Here is a 25,019-nt window from a genome sequence, read left to right as displayed (position 1 = left end):
CTCAGAGCACTTTCTGCAGGAAGGCCCGGGTCCGGGCGTGACTGGGGTTGGTGAGCACCTGCTGCGGCGGGCCGGCCTCGACGACGACCCCGCCGTCCATGAAGGCCACCCGATGGCAGACCTCGCGGGCGAAGCCGATCTCGTGCGTGACCACGATCATCGTCATCCCCTCGGCGGCCAGGCCCTTCATCACCTCGAGCACCTCGCCCACCAGCTCAGGGTCGAGGGCGGAGGTCGGTTCGTCGAACAGCATCAGCGTCGGGCGCATGGCCAGTGCCCGGGCGATCGCCACCCGCTGCTGCTGGCCGCCGGACAGCTGGGCCGGGTACGCCGCTGCCTTGTCCGCAAGGCCGACCCGGTCGAGCAGTGCGAGTGCCTGACTACGAGCTGCGGCACGTGTCTCGCGTTTGACGAAGAGCGGTGCCTCCATGACGTTCTCGACGGCAGTGCGGTGCGGGAACAGGTTGAAGCGCTGGAACACCATTCCGACATGCCGTCTGGCCGCAGCGGTCTCCCGCGGGCGCAGCTCGTACTTACGGCCGCCATGGCGTCGGTATCCGACCAGTTCGCCGTTCACACTGATCTCTCCGCCGTCGATCCGCTCGAGGTGGTTGATGCAGCGCAGGAACGTGCTCTTGCCCGAACCGGACGGCCCCAGCAGCGAGACGACCTCGCCGGCCTGGACAGTGAGGTCGATGCCCTTCAGTACCTCGACATCGCCGAACGACTTCCGCACGTTGATCGCTTCGACCATCATCGGCGTACTCCCCGGCTCATGCGGTTCTCCAACCGGTTCTGGATGATGGTCAGGATCGTGGTCAGCACGAGGTACCAGAGGCTGGCCACGATCAGCAGCGGGATCTGCTGGAAGTTGCGGCCGTAGATCAGCTGGGCGGTCGTGGTGAGCTCGGGCAGGCCGATCACCAGCACGAGCGAGGTCAGCTTGAGCATCGAGATCGTCTGGTTCGCCGTCGGCGGCACGATCAGCCGGGCCGCCTGCGGCAGGATCACGCGCCGGTAGGTGATCCACGGGCTCATGCTCAACGCCTCCGCCGCCTCGCGCTGGCCGGAGTCGACCGAGCCGATCCCGGCCCGGACGATCTCGGCCATGTACGCCGCCTCGTTCAGTCCGAGCCCGAGGATCGCGGCCGTGAACTGGGTGATCACGGTGTTCGTCGGCCAGCTGACGAGGTCGGGTCCGCCGAACGGCAGTCCGATGCTGATCTGCGGCAGGACGGTGCCGAGGAAGAACCAGAACAGCAGTTGCACGAGGATCGGCGTACCGCGGAACAGCCAGACGTAGCCGCCGGCGACGGCTCGCAGGACCGGGTTCTCGGACAGCCGCATCACCGCGAGGATCGTGCCGAGCACGGCACCGACCAGCATCGCGATCACGGTCAGCTGCAGGGTCTTGACCAGGCCGAGCATGATCGACTTCTCGAACAGGTAGCCGATCACCAGGTCGAGCCGCAGCTTCGGCGCGGTGGCGACGAAGTGCACGAACACGACCAGCAGGAAGACGATCACGGCGGCCGCGACCCAGCGGCCAGGATGCCGGAGCCGGACGATCGGCTCGTCTGCGGTGCTCATAACTACTTGCCCTGGTTGATCGGCGCGTCTTTCAGCGCCTGATCGGTGAGGTTCCACTTCGCCAGCAGAGCGTCGTACGTGCCGCTCTCGATGACCTTCTTCAACGCGGCCTGTACGGCGTCGCGCAGCTTCGGATTGCTCTTCGGCACCGGGATGCCGACGGGCAGCGTGCCGAACGGCTTGCTCGCGATCTCGAAGGCGTCCGGCGACTGCTTGACGTTGTAGGCCAGCGTGAGGTCGAGCGCCAGTACGGCGTCCGCGCGGCCGGACTGCAGGGCCTGGACGGCGCTCGCCTGGTCGGGGAACGGCAGCTTGGTCAGCGGAGTCTTGCACTCCTTGTTGATCTCCTCGGCGGTCAGATCGCCGGTCGCGCTCTTCTCGACCGCGACCTTGCGACCGCAGAGATCCAGCTTCTCCTTCAGCCCGTTCTTGTTGCCCTTGACAACCAAGAAGCTGACACCGGAGCTCAGGTAGTCGACGAAGTCCACCGTCTCCTGGCGGGACTTCTTGTCGATCATGCTGGTCAGGGCCAGGTCGTACCGGCCGGCGTTCAGGCCGCCGATGATGCCGTCGAAGTTGGTGTTCTCGAACTCGAACGGGACACCGAGCACCTGACCGAGCGCGGCGCCCAGGTCGGCGTCGAAGCCGAGCACCGTTTTGTTGTCAGCGGCAAAGAACTCCATCGGCGGGAAGCTCACCCCGGAGGCGACCCGGACCTTGCCGGCCGACTTGATCGCGTCGGGCAGCAGGGCGGCCGCGGCGTCGTCCTTGGCCAGTGCCGGAGTCGTGCTTCCCCCGGTCGGGGATTCGACCGCGTCGGGCGCCGCACACGACGTTGCGAGCAGGGCCGCGGCGGCTGCGGCGACAAGGGCGAAGCGTGGAATCCGCATGGTGGGTTCTCCCGGACGGTCGGGCCGATGTTTCGAGAATGTTTCATGACAGGCAACAAAGGTTGTCGTATGAGCATCGGGGGCGGCATGATGGGGTGTCAAGGAGTCGCCGCGGTTGTTTTGGTGATCCGCCCTGGTTTTGATCTGTCTGGTTTGATCCGCCTGCTGGAAGGAACGTCGATGCGTCCGTTGCCGGTGTCGCCCTCGAACAACGAGATCCGGATCGGCTCCCGGCTACGGGCTGCCCGGCAGGCGCACGGGTACACCCTCGACCAGCTCGCTTCGGCCGCCGGGCTGACCAAGGGCTTCCTCAGCCGGGTGGAGCGCGACGAGACCTCGCTGAGCGTCGCGTCGCTGATCACCCTGTGCGAGGTGATGAGCCTGGATGTCGGCTCGCTGTTCACGGTGCCGGATGTCGCGCTGGTACGGCGGGATGGGGCGCCGGCGATCAACCTGGGTGGAGCTGGTGTCGACGAGCGGCTGATGACCCCGCGCGGGCAGTCCAGGGTCCAGGTGGTGCACACGGATGCGGAGCCGGGCGGCACCGGCGGTTCGGACTTCTACACGATCAACTGCGAGTACGAAGTGGTGTACGTGATCGCCGGGAGCATCGAGATGCTGTTCACCGATCGCAGGGTCCAGCTGGCGGCCGGTGACGCGCTGACGTTCCCCGGTGGGGAGCCGCACACCTGGGTCAACTCCAGCCCGACCGAGTCGGCCGAGCTGGTCTGGGTGCTTACCCCTGCGCCTTGGAGCGGCAGCGCCTGAGACACTGTGGCGTTGGTGTCATGGCGTTGAGAGGAACTGCGGTGCTGGTGATTGTCGGCCGAATCGGCCGGGCGCACGGGATCAAGGGCGATATCGGGATGATCGTCCGCACGGACGACCCCGACCTGCGCTTCGCTGACGGCGCGAAGCTCGTCACGACCTCCAACCCGCCCCGGACCCTCACCGTGGAATCCAGCCGCTGGCACAGCGGACGGCTGCTGGTGAAGTTCGTCGAGTCCCCGGACCGGACCGCCGCGGAGGGCCTGCGCAACCTGGAGGTCCAGGCCGAGATCGGCGAGGACGAGCGGCCCGAGGACCCCGAGGAGTACTACGACCGCGAGCTGATCGGTCTGAAGGTCCGCACCACCACTGGCGAAGAGGCCGGTGAGGTGATCGACGTGATCCACCTCCCCTCGCAGGATCTGCTGGAAATCCGGCGGCCGGCGGGCAACGCCGTACTGGTGCCGTTGGTGGAGGAGCTGGTCCCTGAGATCGACCTGGCCGCGGAGTACGTGACTGTGGCGGACCGGCCTGGTCTGCTCGACCCTGAGGGCGCCGAGGTGGTTCCGTCGGAGCCGGGGGACGCGGCCCGATGAGGCTGGACGTCCTCACGATCTTCCCGGAGTACCTGGCCGCGCTGGACGTCTCGCTGGTCGGCAAGGCGGCCCAGAGCGGTCTGCTGGACGTCCATCTGCACGACCTGCGGCAGTGGACCTACGACCGGCACCGCACCGTCGACGACACCCCGTACGGCGGTGGCGCGGGCATGGTGATGAAGCCGGAGCCCTGGGGTGAGGCGCTGGACGGGGTCGCGCCTCCTGGTGCTGCGGAGCAGCCACGGCTGATCGTGCCGACGCCCGCCGGGCGGCCGTTCACCCAGGCACTCGCCTACGAGCTGGCCGAGGAGCCCTGGCTGGCGTTCGCGTGCGGGCGGTACGAGGGCATCGACGCGCGGGTCGCGGCGTACGCGGGCGAGCGGATGCGCGTCGACGAGGTGTCGATCGGCGACTACGTGCTGAACGGCGGGGAGGTCGCCGTACTGGTCATGGTCGAGGCGGTGGCCCGGCTGCTGCCTGGTGTGATCGGCAACCCGGAGTCGCTGGCCGAGGAGTCGCACTCGGGTGACGGGCTGCTCGAGTACCCGGTCTACACGAAGCCCGTGAGCTGGCGAGGGCACGACGTACCGGAGATCCTGCTGTCGGGGAACCACGGCAAGATCGCCGAGTGGCGACACGAACAGTCCATCAGCCGCACCGCGGAGCGCCGCCCGGACCTGCTGGCCGCGTGGGGCGCCGTACTGGCAGGCAAGGACGAGGCTGACGCCGTCCGCATCCTCCCGGCCGCCGCTGGTGACGCCGGAGAGATCCACACGCTCCAGCTGGCAGCCTTTCTCTCCGAGGGACAGCTGTACGACGAGTACGCCATCCCGCCGCTGCTGGAGACCGCCGAAGCCGCCATCGAGCGGCTGCAGGAGGGGATCGTGCTCAAGGCGGTCGCGGGCACCCGGATCGTCGGATCGGTCCAGCTGACCGTCGACGGGTCGGTCGGCTACATCGGGCGGATCATCGTCGCTCCGGACTGGCAGGGCCGCGGTCTCGGCACCCGGCTGCTGCGGACCGTCGAGAAGCTCGCGCCGACCGAGGTCACCACCTACGAACTGAACACCGGCGGTCGCAGCGAGCGGAATCTGGCCATGTACCGGAAGGCCGGCTACCGCGAGGTACGGCGGGAGGCGCAGACCCCGAAGGTCGACCTGGTCCACCTCGCCAAGCGCCGCCGCAAGAAGTAGTGACTGTCACTCTGTGCTGCGGCGATAGGCTGATTTCGTTACGGTGCGGGGCGTGTGGCAAGATTGTCTGCTGCTGCTCTTTCGGTGCTCCTGCCACAGGGGGTGACCACCGATCGGCAGCTTTTCGATGAAACTTCACCAACCACCTTCGTGGGTGACCTGTGGCACGCGCGAGAGAAGAGACACCTGATGAGCAAGATCCTGAACGAGCTCGACAACGCGAGCAAGCGCGACGACATCCCGGCCTTCCGCGCCGGTGACACCGTGAACGTGCACGTGAAGGTCGTCGAAGGCAACCGGTCCCGCGTCCAGGTGTTCAAGGGTGTCGTGATCCGCCGCCACGGTGGTGGCCTGCAGGAGACCTTCACGGTCCGCAAGGTCAGCTTCGGCGTCGGCGTCGAGCGCACCTTCCCGATGCACACCCCGATCGTCGAGAAGGTCGAGGTCGTCACCCGTGGCGACGTCCGCCGCGCGAAGCTGTACTACCTGCGCGAGCTGCGCGGCAAGGCAGCCAAGATCAAGGAGAAGCGGGACAACATCCCGGCCTCCTGAGCAACCTGTAACGACGACGGTCTCCGATGGCGCCGAGCACTGCGACTCGCGCTCGCCCTCGCTCGGTACCGCGAGGGGCACGGCGCAGCAAGGGGCGCCATCGCAGGCTGAAGCAGCGGAACCCGCTGCTCAGCCTGCTGACCGAGATGACCACCGTGACGGTGCTCGCACTCGTCATCACGGTGGTCCTCCGGCTGTTCGTCGCCGAGGCCTTCTACGTGCCGTCGGAGTCGATGTACGACACGCTCACCAAGGACGACCGGATCCTCGCGGAGAAGGTCAGCTATCTGCATCGTGACGTCGAGCGTGGCGACATCATCGTCTTCAAGGACCCGGCCAACTGGCTGAACGAGGCGCCGAAGACCCCTGGCCCGTTCCGGCGGGTCGGTGAGTTCGTCGGCATCCTGCCGCGCAGCGGTGAGGGTCACCTGGTGAAACGGGTGATCGGGCTGCCCGGCGACAAGGTGATCTGCTGTGACCGCAACGGCCTCGTCACGGTGAACGGGATCGCGCTGGACGAGCGGGAGTACCTGCTCAAGGACGCCCACCCCTCCGACATGCCGTTCAGTGTCGTCGTGCCCGCCGGACATCTGTGGGTGATGGGCGACAATCGGGCCCAATCGGCGGACTCGCGTGCCCATATGGGCGGCCCCGGTGGCGGGTTCGTCCCGATCGAGAACGTGGTTGGCCGGGCCTGTTGCGTAATCTGGCCGTCTGACCGGATGACGATGCTGCGTCCTCCGGAAACCTTCAAGAAGCCGGGGCTGAAGAAGTGACCGATACACCGACGAAGACGGACGACGCCAAACCCGCCAAACCAGTCCATCGCTCGGGCTTCGCGGCCGCCGCCCGCGAGTTCGTGCTGATCGTCGTCGGAGCGCTGATCGTCTCCTCGATCCTGCGGGCCTTCGTCGGCCAGATGTTCATCATCCCGAGCGAGTCGATGGAGAACACGCTGCTGATCGGTGACCGCGTCGTCGTCGAGAAGATCACCGACGTCAAGCGTGGCGACGTGGTCGTCTTCGAGGATCCGGGCGGCTGGCTCGGCGCCGAGGAGAGCGGCCAGAAGCGCGGCTCGGTCGGCCGGTTCTTCGAGGTCGTCGGCCTGCTGCCGGACTCCAGCCACGGTCACCTGATCAAGCGCCTGATCGGGATGCCGGGCGACAAGATCGAGTGCTGCGACACCAAGGGCCGCCTGCTGGTGAACGGCAAGCCCCTCGAGGAGACCCCCTACCTGTACCCCGGTGACGCCCCGTCGCAGCTGGAGTTCCAGGTGACGGTCCCGGCCGGCCGGATCTTCGTGATGGGTGACCACCGGTCCGCCTCCGGCGACTCCCGCGTGCACCTGCAGGACGTCGACGCCGAGGGCGGCAACCCCGGTGACGCGGCCTTCGTCCCGCTGGACAAGGTCACCGGCCGCGCGATCCTGGTCGTCTGGCCGGCCGGTCGCTGGGCCAAACTCGGCGTACCGGACACCTTCAAGGACGTGCCGGCCGCGGCTGGTCCGCCGCCCGCGAAGCCCCTGATCTCGCTGACACCACCACCCAAGTAGTCCCGGCGGCACCGCGCCGACCGGGTGCGGTGTTCGTCGGTGGAAGTGCCTAGGGTGGTTCGTGTGATGCGGAGGGTTGGATGAGCGTGTTGCCCCGGGGGAGCACGGTGCGCCGTGACGCCGGGTTGTACGGGTACGAGCGGGCCTTGCGGCGCGTCGGCCTGGAGCCGATCGCCGGCGTCGACGAGGCCGGGCGCGGGCCGTGTGCCGGTCCGCTGGTCGCGGCCGCGGTGATCCTGCCGGAGGGCAAACGCGGCCAGATCCCCGAGCTGGCCGATTCCAAGCTGCTCACCGCCAAGGCCCGCGACCGCTGTTACGAGGAGATCCGCAACCGCGCCCTGGCCTGGTCCGTGGTCTCGATCGAGGCCGCGGAGTGCGACCGCCTCGGGATGCACGTGGCGAACCTGCAGGCGCTCCGCCGGGCCCTGTTCCGCCTCGACCTGCGCCCGTCGTACGTGCTGACCGACGGCTTCGGCGTCGACGGCCTCGGCGTCCCCGGCCTCGCGATCTGGAAGGGCGACCGCGTGGCGGCTTGTATCGCCGCCGCGTCCGTGATCGCCAAGGTCACCCGCGACCGGGTGATGCAACAGTGGGACCTGGAGTACCCGCAGTACGGCTTCGCCGTCCACAAGGGCTACAACACCCCCGAACACCAGGCGGCACTGGACGAATACGGCCCGTGCCCACAACATCGACGGCGGTTCGAGAATGTCCGCCGCAGTCTGCGGCCCGATATGGGACAGAATGTCACCAGTCCCACCGGAGTGGAGAGCGGTAGATGAGCGAGCGTAGCGAGCGAACAAAAGGAACAGTGCACCCTGCGCTCATGACGGAGCCGAGCGCTAGCGAGGTGGAGGCGTGAGTGCAGATGATCTCGAGAAGTACGAAACCGATATGGAGCTGCAGCTCTATCGGGAGTACAAGGACGTCGTCGGGATCTTCAAGTACGTCGTAGAGACCGAACGCCGCTTCTACCTGTGCAACGCCGTGGACCTCAAAGTCCGCACCGAAGGCGGCGACGTCTACTTCGAGGTGACGATGGCCGACGCCTGGGTCTGGGACGTCTACCGTTCCGCCCGCTTCGTCAAGAACGCCAAGGTCGTCACCTTCCGCGACGTCAACATCGAAGAACTGGCGAAGTCCGACCTGGAAGTCCCGAAGGACTCCGACTTCGGCCGCTGACGCCTCGGTTTCTGCCGGACCCTCCGCGGCCCTAGCCTTCAGTCATGAAGTCCACGTTGGCGGCTGCGGCTGCCGTGCTCCTGGCCGTGTCGGCAACGGCCTGCTCCGGCTCCTCCGAGAAGGCGTCGACCCCGCCGGCGCCCTCGACCCCACCGACCTCGGTGGAGGTCTCGGCGACTCCCGTGACAGCCACGTCCGCCCCGAGCACGGCCCCGAGCACGACGCCGAAGCCGACCCCGTCTGCCGACACGCGTCCGCTGAGCGCCTACCCGATCCTCGCGACGCCGTGCAAGTACCTCGGAAAGGTCCGCTTCATCAAGGCCGCCGGCGCCCAGAAGTGGGTCGCGCGGGAAGAGAAGAAGACACCGAAGAGCAAGGACTGGGCCGACTTCACCCTGGACGCCTCGATGGCGAAGACCGCCGTCTCCGGCTCCCGCTGCGCCGCGGTCGTCAACGAGAAGCGCGCCATCGTCCTCAACGTCTACGCCTTCGACACCGTCGCCAACGCCTCGGCCCAACTGGCCTCCGACCAGAACTGGCCCGGCCTCGGCGACCAGGCCGACCTGGGCAACGTCGCCGAAGGCGGCTCCGGCTTCGTCCGCGTCGGCCGCGTGATGATCGACGTCACCGTCCTCTACGACAAACTCGGCGGCCCCAAGGGCCGCACCACCGTCCACCAGATCATCACCGACCTCCTCCCCGGCCTCCCCAAACCCTGACCCCCCCTCGGCTGTTGATCGCGCCTTTGCGGGGACCTGCTGCCGCTCAGAGGCAGTAGATCCCCGCAGACCGGCGAATAGCCACCGCAGACGGGCCACCTGACAGGCCTCCTCGTCACTGGCGGCACCCGAAGCCCGGAACCTCAGGCAACAGGAACCTCGATCGCCGACCGCACCATCCCCCTCAGCCACAGACCACCCCAGCCACACCGCTTCAGCTAATACCGGCCGCAGCGGCGACCAGCCACTGCGTACTCCACCGGCCGAATCCGAGCGGCGGACGAGACGAGCACATTCGGGACGGCGGGGTTCCTGGCCAGCCGAAGTGCCCAGCCACCGCGACCGAACACCTGTTGCGACCTCGCTCCCGGGCTACGGCTGCCTCAGGCGCCGCGTGGTGCGGGGTGCCCAAGGGATCAGGCCACAACGTGGGGGTGCGTACCCCAGGCGGTGGGTGTGAACAGGTCGTACCGTGTTCGTGCCCACCGGTTCCTGTTCACGGCCACCGGTTCGTGTTCGTGCCCACCGGTTCGTGTTCACGGCCACTGGTTCGTGTTCACGGCTACCGGTTCTTGTTCGTGCACACCGGATTGTGTCTGGGGCGCTGGGCGGCGGCTTAGTCGGTGGTGGGGAGGGTGAGGCACCAGCCGGTGGGGCTTGGGTGGACGAGGTGGAGGGCGGCCAAGGCTTCCAGTGCGGCTTGGGTGGTGGGGAGGTCCAGGCCGGCGGTGACGGCTATGCGTTCGGTGGGGACCGGAGTGCGGACGGGGACGGCGTCGAGGGTGCGGCGGAGGTCGTGGGGGAGGTCGTCGATGGGGGATCTGGGGGAGTGGCGGTAGGAGGTGAGGCCGCTGCCCAGGGGTGACACGGCCTCGATGATCTCGGGGACGTCGGTGACCAGTACGGCGTCTCGCTCGCGGATCAGCATGTGGCTGCCTTCGGACATGCGGGAGGTGATGGGCCCGGGGACGGCCATCACCGGGCGGCCGCATTGCTCGGCCCAGCCGGCGCTGTTGAGTGCGCCGCTGCGGACGGCTGCCTCGACGACTAGGGTGCCTTGACTCGCGGCGGCGATGAGGCGGTTGCGCGCGAGGAATCGCAGCTTGCTCGGTGAGCAGCCCGGTGACAACTCGCTGACCACCAGCCCCTGCTCGACGATCCTGCTGAACAACGCCGAGTTGCTCTGTGGATAGCTTTTGTCCACCCCGCACGCCAGCACGGCGACGGTTGTCCCCGCGACCGCGAGCGCCCCACGATGCGCCGCCGCGTCGATCCCGTACGCCCCGCCTGAGACCACGGTGTACCCATCACTCGACAGCCCCGCGGCAAGCTCCCCAGCGACATGCGACCCGTATGACGAGCAGGCCCGCGCGCCGACTATCGCCACCGACCGCTCGAGGACCTTCCGCAGGTGCGCCGGCCCGCGCACCCACATCCCGAATGGCACCCCAGCGCGCCGAGTCAGTTGTCCGGCCTCTGCTAGCACCTCCACCTGCTCCGGCCACTCGTCATCTCCCGGAATCACAAACCGGGCACCGATCGCCGCGGCGCGCTCCAGATCTCGCGCGGGCTCGACCGCCGCCATCCGCGTCGCCCATCGCTCGGTCCCCGCTTCGCTCCGGCGCAAGCGCTGCCACATCTCCACCACGCCGACCCCCTCGAAGACCTTCAAGGCCGCCAGATCACCCGGCTCGATCACGCGTCCCAACCCCACCCGAGCCAACCGCTCGGTTTCGCCGCCTTCGCCGATAGCGGCGGCTGTGCTGCTGACTGCTCCGCCCGAACCGTCGGTGCTGGTGGCGGGCGGTGCAGAGCCGACCAGCGGGGTGCTGTCGTCGGCGAGAGTCGGGGTCATGAGGCACGTCCTTTGAGGGGGCGGGTGTCGGACAGAGGGGTGAGGGGCTCGCCGGTCCGGAGCTGGAAGGCTTCGTGGGTCAGCTCGAGAGTTGGTTGGGCGTGGCCACGAAGGTCGGCGAGCGTCCAGGCCAGGCGAACCACGCGGTCGAAGCCACGGCCCGTCAGCCGGCCGGTCGAGTAGTGGTCTTCCAGCAGCTGCTGGGCTTTGGAGTCGAGGGGGAAGTCCCGGCGCAGGACCGCACCAGGAACTTGGCTGTTGAGGAGCCACGGACTGTCGCGATAGCGGGCGGACTGGCGATCTCGCGCCGCCTGGACGCGCGCGGCGACGGCAGCGGTCGGCTCGGAGGATTCGGCCTCGCTCCCGCCGCGGCCGGCCGGAAGGATCTGGCGCTGGATGTCGAGGCGATCCTTGATCGGCCCGCTGATGCGCTGCCGATACCGGGCGAGCGCCTGAGGTGTGCAGCTGCAGACGGCATGCCGAACACCGGACATCCCGCAGGGACAGGGATTCGCCGCCAGCACGAGCATGAAGCGGGCCGGAAACTTCGCGACGGCCGCCGATCGATGCACCTCGACGAATCCTGACTCCAATGGTTGCCGCAAGGTGTCGAGAGTGAGCGGATGCATCTCCGGCGCCTCGTCGATGAACAGGATCCCGCGATGCGCACAGCTGATCGCCCCCGGTCGCGGGACACCCGAGCCGCCACCGACCAAACTCGACAACGAGGCGGTGTGGTGTGGCGCGATGAACGGCGGCCGCGACACCAGCTCGGCGTCGCCGGTCAGCATGCCGGCCAGCGAATGCACCGCGGAGACCTCGAGCGACTCGTCGGTGCTGAGATTGGGCATCAACCCGGCCAGCCGCTCCGCCAGCATCGTCTTGCCGGACCCGGGCGGACCGTGGAGGAACAGGTGATGACCGCCTGCGGCCGCTGCCTCGATCGCCCGGCGGCCCTCGTGCTGCCCGATCACATCGTGCAGATCGACCTCGGGCACTCTGGTCAGTGACTCCGACAGCAGCCGCGGCTCGGCCAGCGGTGGAGCCTCGTCCGGAATCTCGACCCCCCGCAGCAACGCCAGCACCTGCCGCAGGGACCGCACGCCATAGACCTCGATTCCTGGCACCAGCCGGGCCTCGCCCGCATTCAGCTCCGGGACGACGATGCGCTCGAACCCGGACCGGGCCACGGCGAGCGTCATCGCGAGCGCACCCCGAACCTCCCGGATCCGGCCGTCCAGCCCGAGCTCACCGATGATCGCCGTCCGCCGCGACGGCACGGCCTCGACCACCCCTGCGGCCGCGAGCAGGGCACAGGCGATGGCCACGTCGTAATGGGAGCCGGTCTTCGGCAGGGTCGCGGGCGAGAGGCCGATGGTGACCTTGCGGTCGGGGAACTTCTCGCCACTGTTGACCACGGCTGCCCGGACTCGGTCCCGGGCCTCCGACAGCGATGTGTCCGGCAGACCGATCAGCGTGGTCTTCGGCAGGCCCTGGGCGATGTCCGCCTCGACCTCGACCAGGTGCCCTTCGAGGCCGACGAGTGCAACCGACCACATCTGCGCGAGCGTCATCAGGCCGCCCCTCGCAGATGGTCGACCTGGGGTGGAGCGCCCTGATCGATCAGCACGGAGACGATGTCGATCCGGACCCCGGCCGGTCGGACCTGGTGGCTCCGTAGCCAGGCACCGGCCAGCTTCCGCAGCGTGGTCAGCTTGCGGTAGGTGATCGACTCCAACGGGGATCCGTAGCCCAGGCCGCGCCGGGTCTTCACCTCGCAGATGACGAGGGTGTCACCCTCCCGCGCGACGATGTCGATCTCGCCGATGTCGCAGCGCCAGTTGCGCTCGAGGACGACGAGCCCCTGGGTCGTGAGATACCTGCTGGCGAGATCCTCGCCGAATCGCCCGACGGCGTTCTTGGTCCGCATCGCTGACCACCTCCGACAGAGAAGATGCCGGGATCGGGCCTCGATTTCGGGACGACTTCGCCGCCTGTGGAAAACCACAGACGGCGAAGGTCGAGCATTGCAGGCTGAGCCAGTGCTGGTGTCAGTTGCGCATGTGTTTGCCGCGGGTGGGCTTGGTCGGGTTCTGGTTCTGCCCTGGGGTCCGGATCGCCTTCAGCTCACCGGTGCGCTCCGTCTCGGGACGAATGGCCTGCAGGCCGCCCGTCCCGGGGTCGGTGTCGCCGATGTCGAAGTCCCAGCTGTCCTCGTTGGCCAGTCGGCTGTGCCAACGGCCGTAGAGCCCGTAGATCGCCAGCCCGACCGCCATCCAGATGCCGAACTTGGCCCAGGTGCTGGTCTTCAGGTTGAGCATCAGCCAGACCGTCGCGGCCAGCGAGACGAGCGGGATCAGCGGCACCATCGGCACCCGGAACCCACGCTCGAGATCCGGTTCCGTCCGGCGCAGTCTGAGCACGCCGACCGCACAGAACGCGAAGCAGAACAGGGCTCCGATGACGAGCAGCTCCTCGAGCCCCAGCACGCTCGGATACAGCGTCAGGGCCACCGCGGCCAACCCGGCCACGCCCGCGGCCCGCGCGGGGGAGGAGTAGACCCGGCTGACCCGGCCGAGGCTCTTCGGCAGGAGGCCGTCGCGGCCCATGTTGAACAGCACTCGGCTCTGCGCGATCAGGACCACCATGATGACGGTCATCAGCGCCAGCAGAGCGCCCAGATTGACCACCTTCGCGGCCCAGCCGACCCCGACCGCCGACAAGGCGCTGGAGACCGGTGCGCTGCCGCCGAGCTGACCGTACGGCCGCATGCCGACCAGGACCACGGCCATCGCGATGTAGAGGATCGTGACGGCGCCGACACCGAGCAGCATGCCCTGCGGGACCGTCTTGCGGGGGTTCTTCGCGTCCTCGGACGCCGTCGCGATCAGGTCGAACCCGATGTAGGCGAACACGATCGTGCTCGCGGCGGTGAAGATGCCCATCGTCCCGAAGGTGCCGAACGACGAATCGAGTATCCAGCTGAGCAACGTCGGACTGGCTGTCGCCGGCGCGGCCCGGGAGATCGGCACGAACGGCGTGTAGTTGTCCCAGTTGATGTGCGTCGCGCCGACCACGATCACGAGCAGGATCACGGCGACCTTCGCGACCACGACCACGGTCAGCACCCGGGCGGACAGCTTCGTCCCGGTGACGACCATCGCGGTGAGCAGAAGCAGCAGCAGCGGCGCGACCAGGTTGACCTTGGCCTCCGGGCCGAAGTACTTCGCGACGTTGTCGGGCAGCGTCAGCCCGAACCCGTCCAGGGTGGCGAGGAAATACGCCGACCAGACCCGGGCGACGATCGCGGCGGCGGTGACGAGCTCGAGCACGAGGGCCCAGCCGACCAGCCAGGCCCACATCTCGCCGAAGGTCACGTAACTGAAGGTGTAGGCGCTTCCCGAGACCGGGATCGTCGAGGACAGCTCGGCATAACAGGCCGCGGCCAGCAGGCACACGATCGCCGCGATGACGAACGACAGGATGACGGCAGGACCGGCGGTCAGTGCCGCCTGGTTGCCGCTGATACTGAAAATGCCGGACCCGATCATCACGCCCAGGCCGAGAACGACCAGGTCGCGACGACCGAACAGGCGCGGCAGACGGTGCCGTGCATCCTCGACTCGAGTGAACGCCGACTCGACCGGCAGGCGCCGGCCTACGGTCTGTCCGTTCGCTGAGGGGGCCATGGTCAGGGGTGCCTCCGTTGCTACTAGGGCAATCGGGCCGAACAGTAGTCGACCGTCGGTCTATCGACCAGACCTCCTCTTCCCGACGTCCGCGCGGTGGCTTGCGATGCCGGTCCCGCTCCCGCATGGTCGAGGCATGACGCCGGGCGAAGTCAGCGCGAACACCGCGGCCGGACGGGAAAACCCAACCCGGCCTGAAGGTTTCACGGTGTTACTGACCGACTACGAACGGCATCTGACGGCGGAAAGAGACCTCAGCAAACACTCTGTCAGAGCCTACCTCGGTGACATCGCGGATTTACTCGATCATTTGATTCGGCTTGGTCACAACGAGCTCGAGACGCTCGACATCCGCGGCCTGCGGTCGTGGCTGGCCAAGCAGCAGAGCCTCGGCAAGTCGCGCAGCACGATGGCTCGCCGGGCGACCGCCGCGCGCGTCTTCACCGCCTGGGCGAACCGGACCGGGCGGATCACGACCGACCCGGGCGCCCTGCTGGCCAGCCCCCGCCCGCACAAGAGCCTGCCGGGCGTGCTCAACCTGACCGACACCCGAGCCGTGCTCGATGCCGCCGCGGTCGGCGCCGACGACGGCAGCCCGGTCGGATTGCGCGATCTCGCGATCATGGAGTTGCTCTACGCAACCGGTATCCGGGTCGGCGAGCTCTGCGCCCTGGACATCGACGACATCGACACCTCTCGCCGGGTGGTCCGCGTCTTCGGCAAGGGCCGCAAGGAACGCTCGGTCCCCTACGGCGTGCCGGCCTCGCAGGCCCTCGATCGCTGGCTGGCCGAGGCGCGCCCGCAGTTGGCGCGCTCCGGCAGTGGGCCGGCGGTCTTCCTCGGTGCCCGAGGCGGCCGGATCGATCAGCGCGCCGTACGGCGGCTGGTGCATGAGCGGATCGCGGTCGTCGAGGCACCGGACCTGTCGCCACACGGCCTGCGGCACACAGCGGCGACGCATCTGCTGGAGGGTGGAGCAGACCTTCGTAGCGTGCAGGAGTTGCTCGGTCACGCATCGTTGGCGACCACGCAGATCTACACGCATGTCTCGACCGACCGGCTCCGCAAGGCCTACGAACAGGCCCATCCCCGCGCCTGAATCGGAGCCTGCCGCCAGGTGTGTCTGGGCACCGGATGCGGCGACGTCCGACCCGGATACGGCAGACTGCGGACCATGCGGGTTTCGGCGAAGTCTGACTATGCGTTGCGGGCGCTGATCGAGATCACCCAACGATGGGTGGCCAACGACCCCTCGGTTGTGTCGGCCGAGGAGCTCAGTCGTGCGCAGGCCATCCCGCACGGCTTCCTGCAGGGCATCCTGGCCGACCTGCGGCGGGCCGGCATCCTGGCCAGCCAGCGCGGGCAGTCCGGCGGCTGGAAGCTCGCGGTGGATCCCAACGAGATCTCGGTCGCGGACGTGATGCGGGCCGTCGACGGCCCGATCGTGAGCATCTCCGGCGTCCGGCCGGAGAGCGTCGCCTACAACGACCGCGCGGTCGTCCTGCAGCGGGTCTGGATCGCCGCGCGGGCCAGCCTGCGCGATGTCCTCGAGCACACCACGCTGATCGACCTGGCCAAGAACAAACTTCCCGCCGGGGTCGAGCGCCGCTCGAAGGACGACGACGCCTGGCAGGCTCGCGTCCCCGGTAGCTGACAGCGGCAGCAGCCGGACCGGTCGCTCCGGGAGCAGGCTCAGCGGATCGAGATAACGCTCGCCCTCCAGCAGACCCCAGTGCAGGCAGGTCGCGGGCGCACAGTGCGAACCGGCCGCTGACAGATGCCCGATGGCCGTGCCGACCGTCACCACCGTCCCGGCCCGGACGGACGGCACGACGGGCTGGTACGTCGTACGGCGTGGGCCGGTGGCGATCGTGACCACCCCGACCCCGGCGACCGAACCGGCGTACGCGACGGTTCCGGCGGTGGCAGCGAGGACGGGCTGGCCGGGGGAGCCGGCGAGATCCAGCCCGCGATGGCCTGGCAGCCATGGCTCGGCGGGGTTCTCGAAGCCGTGGACGACGGCCGGGCGGGGAGCGAGCGGCCAGGCGGCCGACGGGGTGCTGGGAGCCGGTCCGAGGACGGTCGGCAGGGCGAGGATCAGGCAGCGAAGATTCATACCTGGAAGAATGCCGTCGGAACCGCCGATTCCGGCCGTCGAGTTGCCGCCTGTGGACAACCTGTGCCCGGTTCGCTTCCGGCGGGGTCGGTCCCGTAGACTTCCGGTGGCGTCCCACCTCGCGTGGGGCGACTACGCATGCCCGCACCACTGTGCGGCCCCCTCGGTCCAGGCTTCAACGCCCGGATGGGGCCGGACGACGGGCATCAGGCACGACGGACCGCCCGGTCCGTCGTGAAAGAACCGAGAGTGCGTTGCCCGGGGCGATACCTGGGGGCGCGACAGGAGGAACACCTCATGGCCGTCGTGACCATGAAGCAGATGCTCGAGAGCGGTGTCCACTTCGGGCACCAGACCCGGCGCTGGAACCCGAAGATGAAGCGATTCATCCTCACCGAGCGCAACGGCATCTACATCATCGACCTGCAGCAGTCGCTGTCCTACATCGACCGCGCCTACGAGTTCGTCCGCAGCACCGTTGCGGCCGGCGGCGCGATCCTGTTCGTCGGTACCAAGAAGCAGGCCCAGGAAGCGATCGCCGAGCAGGCGACCCGGGTCGGCATGCCCTACGTGAACCAGCGCTGGCTGGGCGGCATGCTCACCAACTTCCAGACCGTCAACAAGCGGCTGCAGCGCCTGAAGGAGCTGGAGCTGATCGACTTCGAGGATGTCGCCGCCTCCGGCGTCACCAAGAAGGAGCTGCTGCAGAAGCGTCGCGAGCACGACAAGCTGCTCAAGACCCTCGGCGGTATCCGCGACATGGCCCGGGTCCCGGCCGCCGTGTGGATCGTGGACACCAAGAAGGAGCACCTCGCGGTCGACGAGGCGCGCAAGCTGAAGCTGCCGATCATCGGCATCCTGGACACCAACTGCGACCCGGACGAGGTCGACTTCCCGATCCCGGGCAACGACGACGCCATCCGCTCGGTCGGCCTGCTGACCCGCGTGGTCGCCGACGCCGTCGCCGACGGTCTGATGTCGCGTGGTGGCCAGGGCGCTGCCGCGGCCGGCGAGGAGCTGGGCGCCGAGGAGCCGATGGCCGCCTGGGAGCGTGAGCTGCTGGAGAGCCAGAACGGCGCTGCGGAGGCCCCGGCCGCCGCAGTGACCGAGACGCCGGCCACCGAGGCTGTCGCCACTGAGGCCCCGGCCGAAGAGGCACCGGTCGCCGAGGCTGCTCCGGCCGCCGAAGACGCGCCCGTCGCCGAGGCTCCGGTTGCCGAGGCTCCGGCCGAAGAGGCTCCGGTTGCCGAGGAGACCCCGGCCGCCGAGGCCCCGAAGGCCGACGAGGCCTGAGATCCGCTGATCCCTGCCGCCCGCCTCGCGGGCGGCAGGGCATCGGACCGCTCCGCCCATCCAGCCGCATCGAACAGACGAGAGAACGAGGAATGGCGAACTACACCGCCGCTGACGTCAAGAGGCTCCGCGACACCACCGGTGCGGGCATGATGGACGCGAAGAAGGCGCTCGAGGCCACCGACGGTGACTTCGAGAAGGCGATCGAGGAGCTGCGCATCCACGGCGCGGCCAAGGCGCAGAAGCGGGGCGCCGAGCGCTCCGCCAGCAACGGCCTGGTGGCCGCGGCGGAGAACGCCCTGGTCCAGCTGAACTGCGAGACCGACTTCGTCGCCAAGAACGAGCAGTTCCAGCAGCTCGCGGCGGACATCGTCGCGCACGCGTCGGCCAGCAAGGTCGGCGACGTCGAGGGCCTGCTCAGCGAGAAGCTGTCCGACGGCAAGTCGGTCGCCGAGAACATCGAGGCCCTGGCCGCGGTGATCGGCGAGAAGCTCGAGCTCGGCAAGGTCGCCGTGTTCGACGGCAAGGTGACGGCGTACATGCACAAGCGCGCCGCTGACCTGCCGGCCCAGGTCGGCGTGCTGGTCGAGTTCGAGGGTGACGACGTCGAGGCCGCCCGTGGCGCCGCCATGCAGGCCGCCGCGATGCGTCCGCTCTACACCACCCGCGACGAGGTTCCGGCCGACACGGTCGCGAACGAGCAGCGGATCGCCGAGGCGACCGCCCGCGAGGAGGGCAAGCCCGAGGGCGCCCTGCCGAAGATCGTCGAAGGCCGGGTGAACGGCTTCTACAAGGAGGTCGTGCTGCTCGAGCAGCCGTCGGTCACGGAGAACAAGAAGACCGTGAAGGCAGTCCTGGACGCGGCCGGCGTGACCGTGAAGCGGTTCGCCCGCTTCGAGGTCGGCGCCTGAGGCCTGAAGGACCGACCACACACAGCACGCAACGAGGAGAGGCCGGAATCGTGACGGAAACCCTGGGTACCGAGACGAATCCGGCCTCTTCGCCGTATTCGCCCGCCTATCGGCGGGTGCTGCTGAAACTGTCGGGTGAGGTGTTCGGCGGCGGCAAGCTCGGCGTCGACCCCGACGTGGTGAACTCGATCGCCAAGCAGATCGCCGAGGTGGTCCGGGCCGGCGTACAGGTTGCCATCGTCGTCGGTGGCGGCAACTTCTTCCGCGGTGCCGAGCTGCAGCAGCGCGGGATGGAGCGCAACCGCGCCGACTACATGGGCATGCTCGGCACGGTGATGAACTGCCTGGCGCTGCAGGACTTCCTGGAGAAGCTGGGCGTCGAGACCCGGGTCCAGACCGCCATCACGATGGGTCAGGTCGCCGAGCCGTACATCCCGCGCAAGGCCGAGCGGCACCTCGAGAAGGGCCGTGTGGTCATCTTCGGCGCCGGGTCCGGGATGCCGTACTTCTCCACCGACACGGTGGCCGCGCAGCGCGCGCTCGAGGTCGGTGCCGAGGCGCTGCTGATGGGCAAGCAGGGCGTGGACGGGGTCTACGACTCCGACCCGAAGACCAACCCGGACGCGGTCAAGTTCGACCAGCTCTCGTACGACGACTTCCTGGCCCGCGGTCTGCGGGTCGCCGACGCGACCGCGATCAGCCTGGCCCGTGACAACGCGCTGCCGATCGTGATCTTCGGTCTCGAGGAGGGCAACATCGCCCGCGTCGTGCACGGGGACAAGATCGGCACGGTCGTCGCACCGGGGTAGTCCCCGATTCGGGGCCGCCGTACCACTAGGATCGTTGCAAACGGGCCGCAGGGACGCGGTCCTGAGGAAGCGAGGAATGTCGTGATCGACGAAGCACTCCGCGAAGCCGAGCAGAAGATGGCGAAGGCCGTGGAGGTCGCCAAGGACGATTTCGCCGCGATCCGGACCGGCCGCGCGCACCCGTCGATGTTCTCGAACATCGTGGCGGACTACTACGGTTCCCCGACGCCGCTGCAGCAGCTGGCCGGTTTCCAGGTCCCGGACCCGCGCACCGTGCTGATCTCGCCGTACGACAAGGGTGCGATGCCGGCGATCGAGAAGGCGATCCGCGAGTCCGAGCTGGGCGTGAATCCGGGCAACGACGGTGTCGTCATCCGGGTCACCATGCCGCAGCTCACCGAGGAGCGCCGCAAGGAGTACATCAAGGTCGCCAAGACCAAGGGCGAGGACGCCAAGATCTCGGTGCGCAGTATCCGCCGGCACGCCATGGACTCGATCGGCAAGTCGGTCAAGGACGGCGAAGCGGGCGAGGACGAGGGCAAGAGTGCTGAGAAGCGGCTGGACGGGATGACGAAGAAGTACGTCGACTCGATCGACCAGCTGCTCAAGCACAAGGAAGCCGAACTGCTCGAGGTGTGATGGGCGTCGAGAGCACGCCCCCACCGAGTCCGAAGCCGGCTTCGGATCCTGGTCGCGCGGGGCGGAATCTGCCTGCGGCGATCGGGGTCGGTGTCGGCCTCGGGATCGTGATCATCGGATCACTGTTCTGGTACAAGTTCCTGTTCATCTTCGTCGTCCTGGCTGCGGTGCTGCTGGCCGTCGACGAGATGATCAAGTCGCTGCGGACCGGCGGTGCGGTGATCCCGCGCGTCCCCGTGGTCGTCGGTACGGTCGCGATGATGGTCGCCGCCTACTTCGGCGGGCCGATGGCGCTGCTGACGGCGATGGCGGGCACGGTGCTGGCCACGATCTTCTGGCGGATGCCGGGTGGCTCGGTCGGTTTCGTCCGGGACACCAGCGCCGGCGTCTTCCTGATCGGTTACGTCCCGCTGCTGGCCGGTTTCGCGATCCTGCTGGTCCAGCCCGACGAGGACGGTGCGCTACGGGTCCTGACCTTCTTCCTGGTGGTCGTTGCCAGCGATGTCGGCGGTTACGTGGCCGGGGTCCTGTTCGGGAAGCACCCGATGGCGCCGACGATCAGCCCGAAGAAGTCCTGGGAGGGTTTCGCCGGTTCGACGGTGTTCTGTGTCGGCGCCGGTATCGCCTCCGTGGTCTTCCTGCTCGACGGGCACTGGTGGGTCGGTGCGATCGTCGGCGTGGTGGCGGTCGTGACCGCGACCGTCGGCGACCTCGGCGAGTCGATGATCAAGCGCGACCTGGGTATCAAGGACATGTCGAACCTGCTGCCCGGTCACGGCGGAGTGATGGACCGGCTGGACTCACTGCTGGCGACGGCGCCGGCGGTGTGGCTGCTACTGCATCTTCTGGTGAAGGGGTGAGGGCATGACGATCGCACCGGACGGACGTTCGCTGGTGGGAGCGGTAATCCGGCTGGATCGCCTGCAGGACAACGACTACGACGAGCTGTACGCCGCGATCGGCAACGAGCAGGTGTATGCCGGTGGCTTCGGCGGCGGCCTGATGCCGAAGAGTGCGGCGGAGATGCGGGCGACCTGGACGCCGGTGGCTGCCAGGCAGTTCGCGTACGGCGTCCGTTTGGTTGCCGACAGCCCGCTTGGAACGGCCGGCACCTTGGTCGGTACGTCGAGTCTCGCCGACGTCGACCAGCGCAACGAGCGCATCCACCTCGGCTTCACCGGCTACGCGCCCGCAGTCTGGGGCACAGCGGTGAACCCGTCCGCGAAGCTGTTGCTGCTCCAGCACGCCTTCGAGGACTGCGGTTTCGGCCGGGTCAAGATCCAGACCGGCCTGAAGAACACGCGCTCCCAGGCGGCGATCGCGAAGCTCGGTGCGACGCGTGAAGGTGTCCTGCGGCGGCACATGCTGCAGAGCGATGGCTCCTTCCGCGACACCGTCGTGTTCTCGATCCTGGCCGACGAGTGGCCTGAGGTGCGCAAGCGCCTCGAGGAGCGGATCAACCGCTAGTGAGCTCCGCCAACGCGGTGTAGGACGCGACCAGGTCACCTCGGTCATACGTGTTCGTGGTGACCAGGACCTCGTCGGCGCCAGTACGGCGTACCAGCCCGCCGAGCGTGGCGTCGATCTCGGCCGGGGTTCCGTAGAGCTGGCCGGTCAACGCGTTGTCGAAGATCTCCCGCTCCTTCGCGGTCATCTCGGCCGGGGGAGAGGACTCCAGCGGCGGGAACACCCCGCGCGTCCGCGTGTAGGCGGTCGCCCACGCTTCCGGCAGCAACAGTTGCCTGGCCTGCTCGGTCGTCGGTGCGACCGCCGCGGTCGCCGCCAGTACGACGTACGGGCGCTCGTTCGACGCGGAGGGGCGGAACTCGGCGCGGTACCGCTCGATGAGCTTCAGCAGGTCTGCCTCGCCTTTGATGCCGGCGATCACCAAGGGCAGCCCGAATGACGCGGCGAGCCCGGCGCCTTCGCCGATCGCCAGGATGAAGGCCGGGATGCGGAGTCCTTCGCCAGGGCGGGCGTGTACCTGCGGGTGTGCCTGCTGGGTTCCGTCGAAGTACCCGAGGAGTTCCTTGAGTTGGTCCGCGAAGTCCTCGGCCGCGTCCTTCTCGACGCCCAGCGCGCGACGGATCCCGTTGGTGAAGCCGACCGAGCGGCCGAGGCCCATGTCGATCCGGCCGGGGTACAGCGACTCCAGCGCGCCGAACTGCTCAGCCACCACGAGCGGCTGGTGGTTCGGCAGCATCACTCCGCCGGTGCCGACGCGGATGGTTTCGGTGCGCGCCGCAACGGCTGCTGCCAGCACTGTCGGCGCGGATCCGATCACGCCAGGCACGCTGTGGTGTTCAGACACCCAGAAACGCTTGTAGCCGAGCTTCTCGACCTCCTGCGCCAGGTCGACGGTCGCACGCAGCGTCTCCGCCTCTGACTCGCCGACGCGTCTCCGCGAGCGGTCCAGAACCGACAACGGCACTCCTGACAACAGGCCCATACCTAAGGCCAACGGCGGCCGCGAGCACCTCATTCCCCGCACTCTTCGAGCAAGATCGAAAAGATCAGAACCTTCTGCGAGCCCTGCCGACGGCCTGCCGCAGGCCGCTGACCTGCGGAAACACGCGAATGTAAGTATTCAACGGCGTGTTTGCCCAGAATGGGCAGGGGTTTACATTCTCCCGAGATGGGACTGCACTCGGTGCTGGAGCGACCACCCCGGGTCACTTCGTGAGGCTGAGGGAGTTGACATGAGACACACCCCGCCGAAACTCAAGGCCGCGCTCTGCGGTCTGGCTCTGGTCGCCGCGACCGCACTGCCGATGGCGTCCACCCCCGCCATCGCCGGGCCCGCGCCGGCGCCGGCGACCGCGGTCTCCGCCAAGGCGGCCGCGATCGCCAAGCTGGCCAAGTCCGGCTATGCGCCCCAGACCGTCAAGACGCTGAACGTCGATTTCCAGTACCAGCAGACCGGCTACTGGTGTGGCCCGGCCTCGACCCGGATCGCGCTGTCGGCCCGGATCTCGCCGCCGAGCCAGCAGCAGCTGGCCAACGAGCTGCCCACCGACGAGGACGGCACCGACTGGATCGGGCAGGTCACCCGGGTGCTCAACAACCACGTCGGCACCGGCTGGTACGAGACCAAGGAGATGCCGAACGACCCGCCGACGCAGTCGCAGCGTGACCTGCTGTGGCGCGACATCGTCCTCGACATCGACAACAACTACCCGATCGTGGCCAACATCGTCGCTCCGGCCAGCAACCACCCGCCGGGCTACCCGAACTACACGATCTACCACTACTTCACGGTGATCGGGTACGACTCCGGCAACATGACCGTACTGATCGCGGACCCGGCCGGCTTCGCCCCGACCCCGACGTACTGGCTCACCTTCAACCAGCTCGCGACCCTGATCCCCCCGAAGGGCTACTCCGCCTGAGCCAGCTCGGTGAGGATGGCGTCCACGTGCTCCAGGCGCAGGTCGCGAACCTCTCGCAAGCTGAACGCGCCACCACGGTGTGGGCTGAGCACGACATTCGGCAGCTCATGGAACGGGTACGTCGATGCGGTGACTCCGGTCACCGCATCGGCCGCCCGGGCCTCCTCCCACCAGACATCCAGCCCAGCGGCGACCCCTCCGGCGCGCAGACGCTCGTACAGGGCACGTTCGTCGACCACAGTCGCCCGGGCGACGTTCACCAGGACGCTGGGCTCCGGCAGCCGAGCTATCAGGTCGGCTCCGAACAGACCGTCCGTCGCAGGTGACCCAGGAATCGCCAGTACGACGACCCGCGATCGGCTCACGAGTTCGGGCAGCTCGGAGCGCGGGTGGATGCGGATGTCGCCGTCCGTACCCGTTTGCTCGGTCGAACGGACGACCTGAACCGCCATGCCCAGCCCGTGCAGTGCACGGGCAATCCGGCGCCCGACTTCGCCGTACCCGATGACCAGTGCGGGATGTCCGCCGAGGATCATGGTCGGATTCGGCGGAACGTAGCGGGCGGTCCAGTCTCCGGATCGCATGCCCTGGTCGGCCGGGATGATCGCCCGCGCTGCGGCGAGGACCAGTGCGACGGCGAGCTCGGCGGTCGGACCGGCGTTGTGATGCACAGTCCGCAGTCGCACGGCAGGGAACTCCTTGAGCAGGTCGCGGACCTCCTGGCGGACTCCAGCGAACGGGACAATCAGCGTCCGCAGGTGCGGGCTGGCGGCAACGAGTTCACGCGTGGGGGAGCGAGCGACCAGTACGTCGTACGCGGCATCCGCCGGTGGTGTGCCGTCGGTGAAGCGCCAACCGGGGTGCCGTTTTGTCAGACGCTCGGTGGCTTCGTCTTCGAGGACGCCCACACCGTGGACCCAGAAATGCTCCATGAGGTGGAAATGTAGTTTAAGGACGTGAGCACAGAGCCGCGGTTGGAGATCGTTTACTGCACGCAGTGCCGGTGGTTGATGCGCGCGGCATGGACCGCGCAGGAGCTGCTGACGACCTTCCCCAAGGAGCTGGGCGAGGTCGCGCTGGTGCCGTCGACCGGCGGGATCTTCGACATCTCGCTCGATGGCGAGATGCTGTGGTCGCGCAAGGCCGAGGGTGGCTTCGTCGAGCTCCCGCTCCTGAAGCAGATGGTCCGCGACCGGATCGCCCCGGACCGTCAGCTCGGTCACTCCGACCGCAAGGAGACCTGAGGCGACTCCGCGGTGGCAGGTAGTGGCCGGTT

General features: G+C 68.2%; 28 protein-coding genes and 1 pseudogene. 19 read left to right on the top strand and 10 right to left on the bottom strand.

Annotated features, from left to right (window positions below; genetic code table 11):
- Position 1 precedes the first annotated feature (1 nt).
- The 3 genes from OG474_RS02195 to OG474_RS02185 are packed head-to-tail and all read right to left on the bottom strand — an operon-like array spanning position 2 to position 2,480.
- The gene (locus OG474_RS02195) at positions 2 to 754 is read right to left on the bottom strand and encodes an amino acid ABC transporter ATP-binding protein (protein WP_405064534.1); all 753 of its coding nucleotides are present in this window, start codon (positions 752 to 754) and stop codon (positions 2 to 4) included.
- The gene (locus OG474_RS02190; protein WP_405060465.1) at positions 754 to 1,590 is read right to left on the bottom strand and encodes an amino acid ABC transporter permease; all 837 of its coding nucleotides are present in this window, start codon (positions 1,588 to 1,590) and stop codon (positions 754 to 756) included. Before OG474_RS02190 ends, OG474_RS02195 begins: the two co-directional genes overlap by 1 nt.
- Before the next feature lie 2 nt (positions 1,591 to 1,592).
- Entirely contained in the window at positions 1,593 to 2,480 is an 888-nt protein-coding gene (locus OG474_RS02185; RefSeq protein WP_405060464.1) for an ABC transporter substrate-binding protein, read from the bottom strand.
- Positions 2,481 to 2,660: 180 nt separating this feature from the next.
- Between OG474_RS02185 and OG474_RS02180 the strand changes: the two genes are divergently transcribed.
- The 9 genes from OG474_RS02180 to OG474_RS02140 all read left to right on the top strand — a co-directional run bounded on the left by OG474_RS02180 (position 2,661) and on the right by OG474_RS02140 (position 9,042).
- Positions 2,661 to 3,248: a helix-turn-helix domain-containing protein gene (locus tag OG474_RS02180; protein WP_405060463.1), complete on the top strand. Its 588-nt coding sequence runs from the start codon at positions 2,661 to 2,663 to the stop codon at positions 3,246 to 3,248.
- Between the two features lie 20 nt (positions 3,249 to 3,268).
- A complete protein-coding gene (rimM, locus tag OG474_RS02175) occupies positions 3,269 to 3,844 on the top strand; it encodes a ribosome maturation factor RimM (protein WP_405060462.1) in 576 nt (191 codons plus the stop codon).
- On the top strand, positions 3,841 to 5,037 hold the full coding sequence (gene trmD / locus OG474_RS02170) for a tRNA (guanosine(37)-N1)-methyltransferase TrmD (protein ID WP_405060461.1): 1,197 nt from the start codon (positions 3,841 to 3,843) through the stop codon (positions 5,035 to 5,037). Before rimM ends, trmD begins: the two co-directional genes overlap by 4 nt.
- A 189-nt stretch (positions 5,038 to 5,226) precedes the next feature.
- Complete coding sequence (rplS, locus tag OG474_RS02165; RefSeq protein ID WP_405060460.1) at positions 5,227 to 5,589, top strand: 50S ribosomal protein L19; 363 nt, start codon at positions 5,227 to 5,229, stop codon at positions 5,587 to 5,589.
- Between the two features lie 146 nt (positions 5,590 to 5,735).
- On the top strand, positions 5,736 to 6,365 hold the full coding sequence (lepB, locus tag OG474_RS02160) for a signal peptidase I (RefSeq protein ID WP_405060459.1): 630 nt from the start codon (positions 5,736 to 5,738) through the stop codon (positions 6,363 to 6,365).
- A complete protein-coding gene (lepB, locus tag OG474_RS02155; protein WP_405060458.1) occupies positions 6,362 to 7,141 on the top strand; it encodes a signal peptidase I in 780 nt (259 codons plus the stop codon). Before lepB (OG474_RS02160) ends, lepB (OG474_RS02155) begins: the two co-directional genes overlap by 4 nt.
- Positions 7,142 to 7,221: 80 nt before the next feature.
- Positions 7,222 to 7,923, top strand: coding sequence for a ribonuclease HII (locus tag OG474_RS02150; protein WP_405060457.1), 702 nt, complete (start codon positions 7,222 to 7,224; stop codon positions 7,921 to 7,923).
- 76 nt (positions 7,924 to 7,999) lie between these two features.
- Complete coding sequence (locus tag OG474_RS02145; protein WP_012922325.1) at positions 8,000 to 8,323, top strand: DUF2469 domain-containing protein; 324 nt, start codon at positions 8,000 to 8,002, stop codon at positions 8,321 to 8,323.
- A gap of 44 nt (positions 8,324 to 8,367) precedes the next feature.
- A complete protein-coding gene (locus OG474_RS02140; protein WP_405060456.1) occupies positions 8,368 to 9,042 on the top strand; it encodes a hypothetical protein in 675 nt (224 codons plus the stop codon).
- Between the two features lie 616 nt (positions 9,043 to 9,658).
- Here the strand turns inward: OG474_RS02140 and dprA are convergent.
- From dprA to OG474_RS02120, 4 genes are all read right to left on the bottom strand, one after another.
- The gene (gene dprA / locus OG474_RS02135) at positions 9,659 to 10,897 is read right to left on the bottom strand and encodes a DNA-processing protein DprA (protein WP_405060455.1); all 1,239 of its coding nucleotides are present in this window, start codon (positions 10,895 to 10,897) and stop codon (positions 9,659 to 9,661) included.
- Positions 10,894 to 12,471 (bottom strand): YifB family Mg chelatase-like AAA ATPase, encoded by a 1,578-nt coding sequence (locus OG474_RS02130; RefSeq protein WP_405060454.1) that lies wholly within the window; start codon positions 12,469 to 12,471, stop codon positions 10,894 to 10,896. Before OG474_RS02130 ends, dprA begins: the two co-directional genes overlap by 4 nt.
- Entirely contained in the window at positions 12,471 to 12,827 is a 357-nt protein-coding gene (locus OG474_RS02125) for a YraN family protein (protein WP_405060453.1), read from the bottom strand. The genes OG474_RS02130 and OG474_RS02125 overlap by 1 nt, the downstream gene beginning before the upstream one ends.
- Before the next feature lie 121 nt (positions 12,828 to 12,948).
- Entirely contained in the window at positions 12,949 to 14,586 is a 1,638-nt protein-coding gene (locus tag OG474_RS02120) for an APC family permease (protein ID WP_405060452.1), read from the bottom strand.
- 136 nt (positions 14,587 to 14,722) lie between these two features.
- Here OG474_RS02120 and OG474_RS02115 point away from each other — a divergent pair, with 136 nt between their 5' ends.
- Both OG474_RS02115 and OG474_RS02110 read left to right on the top strand, forming a co-directional pair.
- Entirely contained in the window at positions 14,723 to 15,685 is a 963-nt protein-coding gene (locus OG474_RS02115) for a tyrosine recombinase XerC (protein ID WP_405060451.1), read from the top strand.
- A 75-nt stretch (positions 15,686 to 15,760) separates the two neighbouring features.
- Complete coding sequence (locus OG474_RS02110; protein ID WP_405060450.1) at positions 15,761 to 16,240, top strand: RrF2 family transcriptional regulator; 480 nt, start codon at positions 15,761 to 15,763, stop codon at positions 16,238 to 16,240.
- Positions 16,241 to 16,342: 102 nt separating this feature from the next.
- On the opposite strand, the pseudogene OG474_RS02105 reads toward OG474_RS02110, so the two are convergent.
- A pseudogene (locus OG474_RS02105) lies at positions 16,343 to 16,702 on the bottom strand (peptidoglycan DD-metalloendopeptidase family protein); the annotation flags it as partial.
- A 297-nt stretch (positions 16,703 to 16,999) separates the two neighbouring features.
- Between OG474_RS02105 and rpsB the strand changes: the two are divergent.
- The 6 genes from rpsB to OG474_RS02075 all read left to right on the top strand — a co-directional run bounded on the left by rpsB (position 17,000) and on the right by OG474_RS02075 (position 21,821).
- Positions 17,000 to 17,995, top strand: coding sequence for a 30S ribosomal protein S2 (gene rpsB, locus OG474_RS02100; protein ID WP_405060449.1), 996 nt, complete (start codon positions 17,000 to 17,002; stop codon positions 17,993 to 17,995).
- 92 nt (positions 17,996 to 18,087) lie between these two features.
- Entirely contained in the window at positions 18,088 to 18,906 is an 819-nt protein-coding gene (tsf, locus tag OG474_RS02095) for a translation elongation factor Ts (protein WP_405060448.1), read from the top strand.
- A gap of 50 nt (positions 18,907 to 18,956) precedes the next feature.
- On the top strand, positions 18,957 to 19,715 hold the full coding sequence (gene pyrH / locus OG474_RS02090; protein ID WP_405060447.1) for a UMP kinase: 759 nt from the start codon (positions 18,957 to 18,959) through the stop codon (positions 19,713 to 19,715).
- 81 nt (positions 19,716 to 19,796) lie between these two features.
- The gene (gene frr / locus OG474_RS02085; protein ID WP_132173079.1) at positions 19,797 to 20,354 is read left to right on the top strand and encodes a ribosome recycling factor; all 558 of its coding nucleotides are present in this window, start codon (positions 19,797 to 19,799) and stop codon (positions 20,352 to 20,354) included.
- Positions 20,354 to 21,214, top strand: coding sequence for a phosphatidate cytidylyltransferase (locus OG474_RS02080; RefSeq protein WP_405060446.1), 861 nt, complete (start codon positions 20,354 to 20,356; stop codon positions 21,212 to 21,214). The genes frr and OG474_RS02080 overlap by 1 nt, the downstream gene beginning before the upstream one ends.
- 4 nt (positions 21,215 to 21,218) lie before the next feature.
- Positions 21,219 to 21,821 (top strand): GNAT family N-acetyltransferase, encoded by a 603-nt coding sequence (locus tag OG474_RS02075; RefSeq protein ID WP_405060445.1) that lies wholly within the window; start codon positions 21,219 to 21,221, stop codon positions 21,819 to 21,821.
- On the opposite strand, the gene OG474_RS02070 is transcribed toward OG474_RS02075, so the two are convergent.
- Positions 21,811 to 22,785: an MsnO8 family LLM class oxidoreductase gene (locus OG474_RS02070; protein ID WP_405064533.1), complete on the bottom strand. Its 975-nt coding sequence runs from the start codon at positions 22,783 to 22,785 to the stop codon at positions 21,811 to 21,813. The two genes, OG474_RS02075 and OG474_RS02070, sit on opposite strands and share 11 nt — an antisense overlap.
- Before the next feature lie 268 nt (positions 22,786 to 23,053).
- Between OG474_RS02070 and OG474_RS02065 the strand changes: the two genes are divergently transcribed.
- Positions 23,054 to 23,743 (top strand): C39 family peptidase, encoded by a 690-nt coding sequence (locus OG474_RS02065; RefSeq protein ID WP_405060444.1) that lies wholly within the window; start codon positions 23,054 to 23,056, stop codon positions 23,741 to 23,743.
- On the opposite strand, the gene OG474_RS02060 is transcribed toward OG474_RS02065, so the two are convergent.
- On the bottom strand, positions 23,731 to 24,675 hold the full coding sequence (locus tag OG474_RS02060; protein WP_405060443.1) for an NAD(P)-dependent oxidoreductase: 945 nt from the start codon (positions 24,673 to 24,675) through the stop codon (positions 23,731 to 23,733). The genes OG474_RS02065 and OG474_RS02060 overlap by 13 nt on opposite strands.
- Before the next feature lie 24 nt (positions 24,676 to 24,699).
- Here OG474_RS02060 and OG474_RS02055 point away from each other — a divergent pair, with 24 nt between their 5' ends.
- The gene (locus OG474_RS02055; RefSeq protein ID WP_405060442.1) at positions 24,700 to 24,987 is read left to right on the top strand and encodes a SelT/SelW/SelH family protein; all 288 of its coding nucleotides are present in this window, start codon (positions 24,700 to 24,702) and stop codon (positions 24,985 to 24,987) included.
- Positions 24,988 to 25,019 lie beyond the last annotated feature (32 nt).

It is taken from the genome of Kribbella sp. NBC_01505 (assembly GCF_045040285.1).
Classification (GTDB): Bacteria; Actinomycetota; Actinomycetes; order Propionibacteriales; family Kribbellaceae; genus Kribbella.
This window is presented reverse-complemented; position numbering and strand designations above follow the sequence as displayed.

What these genes read in the sequence shown, in the direction of transcription:
- rpsB (WP_405060449.1), top strand. Translation starts at nt 17,000, where the DNA reads ATGGCCGTCGTGACCATGAAGCAGATGCTCGAGAGCGGTGTCCACTTC.
- OG474_RS02130 (WP_405060454.1), bottom strand. Translation starts at nt 12,471, where the DNA reads ATGACGCTCGCGCAGATGTGGTCGGTTGCACTCGTCGGCCTCGAAGGG.
- dprA (WP_405060455.1), bottom strand. Translation starts at nt 10,897, where the DNA reads ATGACCCCGACTCTCGCCGACGACAGCACCCCGCTGGTCGGCTCTGCA.
- OG474_RS02150 (WP_405060457.1), top strand. Translation starts at nt 7,222, where the DNA reads ATGAGCGTGTTGCCCCGGGGGAGCACGGTGCGCCGTGACGCCGGGTTG.
- OG474_RS02065 (WP_405060444.1), top strand. Translation starts at nt 23,054, where the DNA reads ATGAGACACACCCCGCCGAAACTCAAGGCCGCGCTCTGCGGTCTGGCT.
- OG474_RS02120 (WP_405060452.1), bottom strand. Translation starts at nt 14,586, where the DNA reads ATGGCCCCCTCAGCGAACGGACAGACCGTAGGCCGGCGCCTGCCGGTC.
- trmD (WP_405060461.1), top strand. Translation starts at nt 3,841, where the DNA reads ATGAGGCTGGACGTCCTCACGATCTTCCCGGAGTACCTGGCCGCGCTG.
- OG474_RS02060 (WP_405060443.1), bottom strand. Translation starts at nt 24,675, where the DNA reads ATGGAGCATTTCTGGGTCCACGGTGTGGGCGTCCTCGAAGACGAAGCC.
- OG474_RS02110 (WP_405060450.1), top strand. Translation starts at nt 15,761, where the DNA reads ATGCGGGTTTCGGCGAAGTCTGACTATGCGTTGCGGGCGCTGATCGAG.
- OG474_RS02140 (WP_405060456.1), top strand. Translation starts at nt 8,368, where the DNA reads ATGAAGTCCACGTTGGCGGCTGCGGCTGCCGTGCTCCTGGCCGTGTCG.
- rimM (WP_405060462.1), top strand. Translation starts at nt 3,269, where the DNA reads ATGGCGTTGAGAGGAACTGCGGTGCTGGTGATTGTCGGCCGAATCGGC.
- OG474_RS02115 (WP_405060451.1), top strand. Translation starts at nt 14,723, where the DNA reads ATGACGCCGGGCGAAGTCAGCGCGAACACCGCGGCCGGACGGGAAAAC.
- rplS (WP_405060460.1), top strand. Translation starts at nt 5,227, where the DNA reads ATGAGCAAGATCCTGAACGAGCTCGACAACGCGAGCAAGCGCGACGAC.
- tsf (WP_405060448.1), top strand. Translation starts at nt 18,088, where the DNA reads ATGGCGAACTACACCGCCGCTGACGTCAAGAGGCTCCGCGACACCACC.
- OG474_RS02180 (WP_405060463.1), top strand. Translation starts at nt 2,661, where the DNA reads ATGCGTCCGTTGCCGGTGTCGCCCTCGAACAACGAGATCCGGATCGGC.
- OG474_RS02125 (WP_405060453.1), bottom strand. Translation starts at nt 12,827, where the DNA reads ATGCGGACCAAGAACGCCGTCGGGCGATTCGGCGAGGATCTCGCCAGC.
- OG474_RS02075 (WP_405060445.1), top strand. Translation starts at nt 21,219, where the DNA reads ATGACGATCGCACCGGACGGACGTTCGCTGGTGGGAGCGGTAATCCGG.
- OG474_RS02195 (WP_405064534.1), bottom strand. Translation starts at nt 754, where the DNA reads ATGGTCGAAGCGATCAACGTGCGGAAGTCGTTCGGCGATGTCGAGGTA.
- OG474_RS02190 (WP_405060465.1), bottom strand. Translation starts at nt 1,590, where the DNA reads ATGAGCACCGCAGACGAGCCGATCGTCCGGCTCCGGCATCCTGGCCGC.
- OG474_RS02080 (WP_405060446.1), top strand. Translation starts at nt 20,354, where the DNA reads ATGGGCGTCGAGAGCACGCCCCCACCGAGTCCGAAGCCGGCTTCGGAT.
- lepB (WP_405060459.1), top strand. Translation starts at nt 5,736, where the DNA reads ATGACCACCGTGACGGTGCTCGCACTCGTCATCACGGTGGTCCTCCGG.
- OG474_RS02185 (WP_405060464.1), bottom strand. Translation starts at nt 2,480, where the DNA reads ATGCGGATTCCACGCTTCGCCCTTGTCGCCGCAGCCGCCGCGGCCCTG.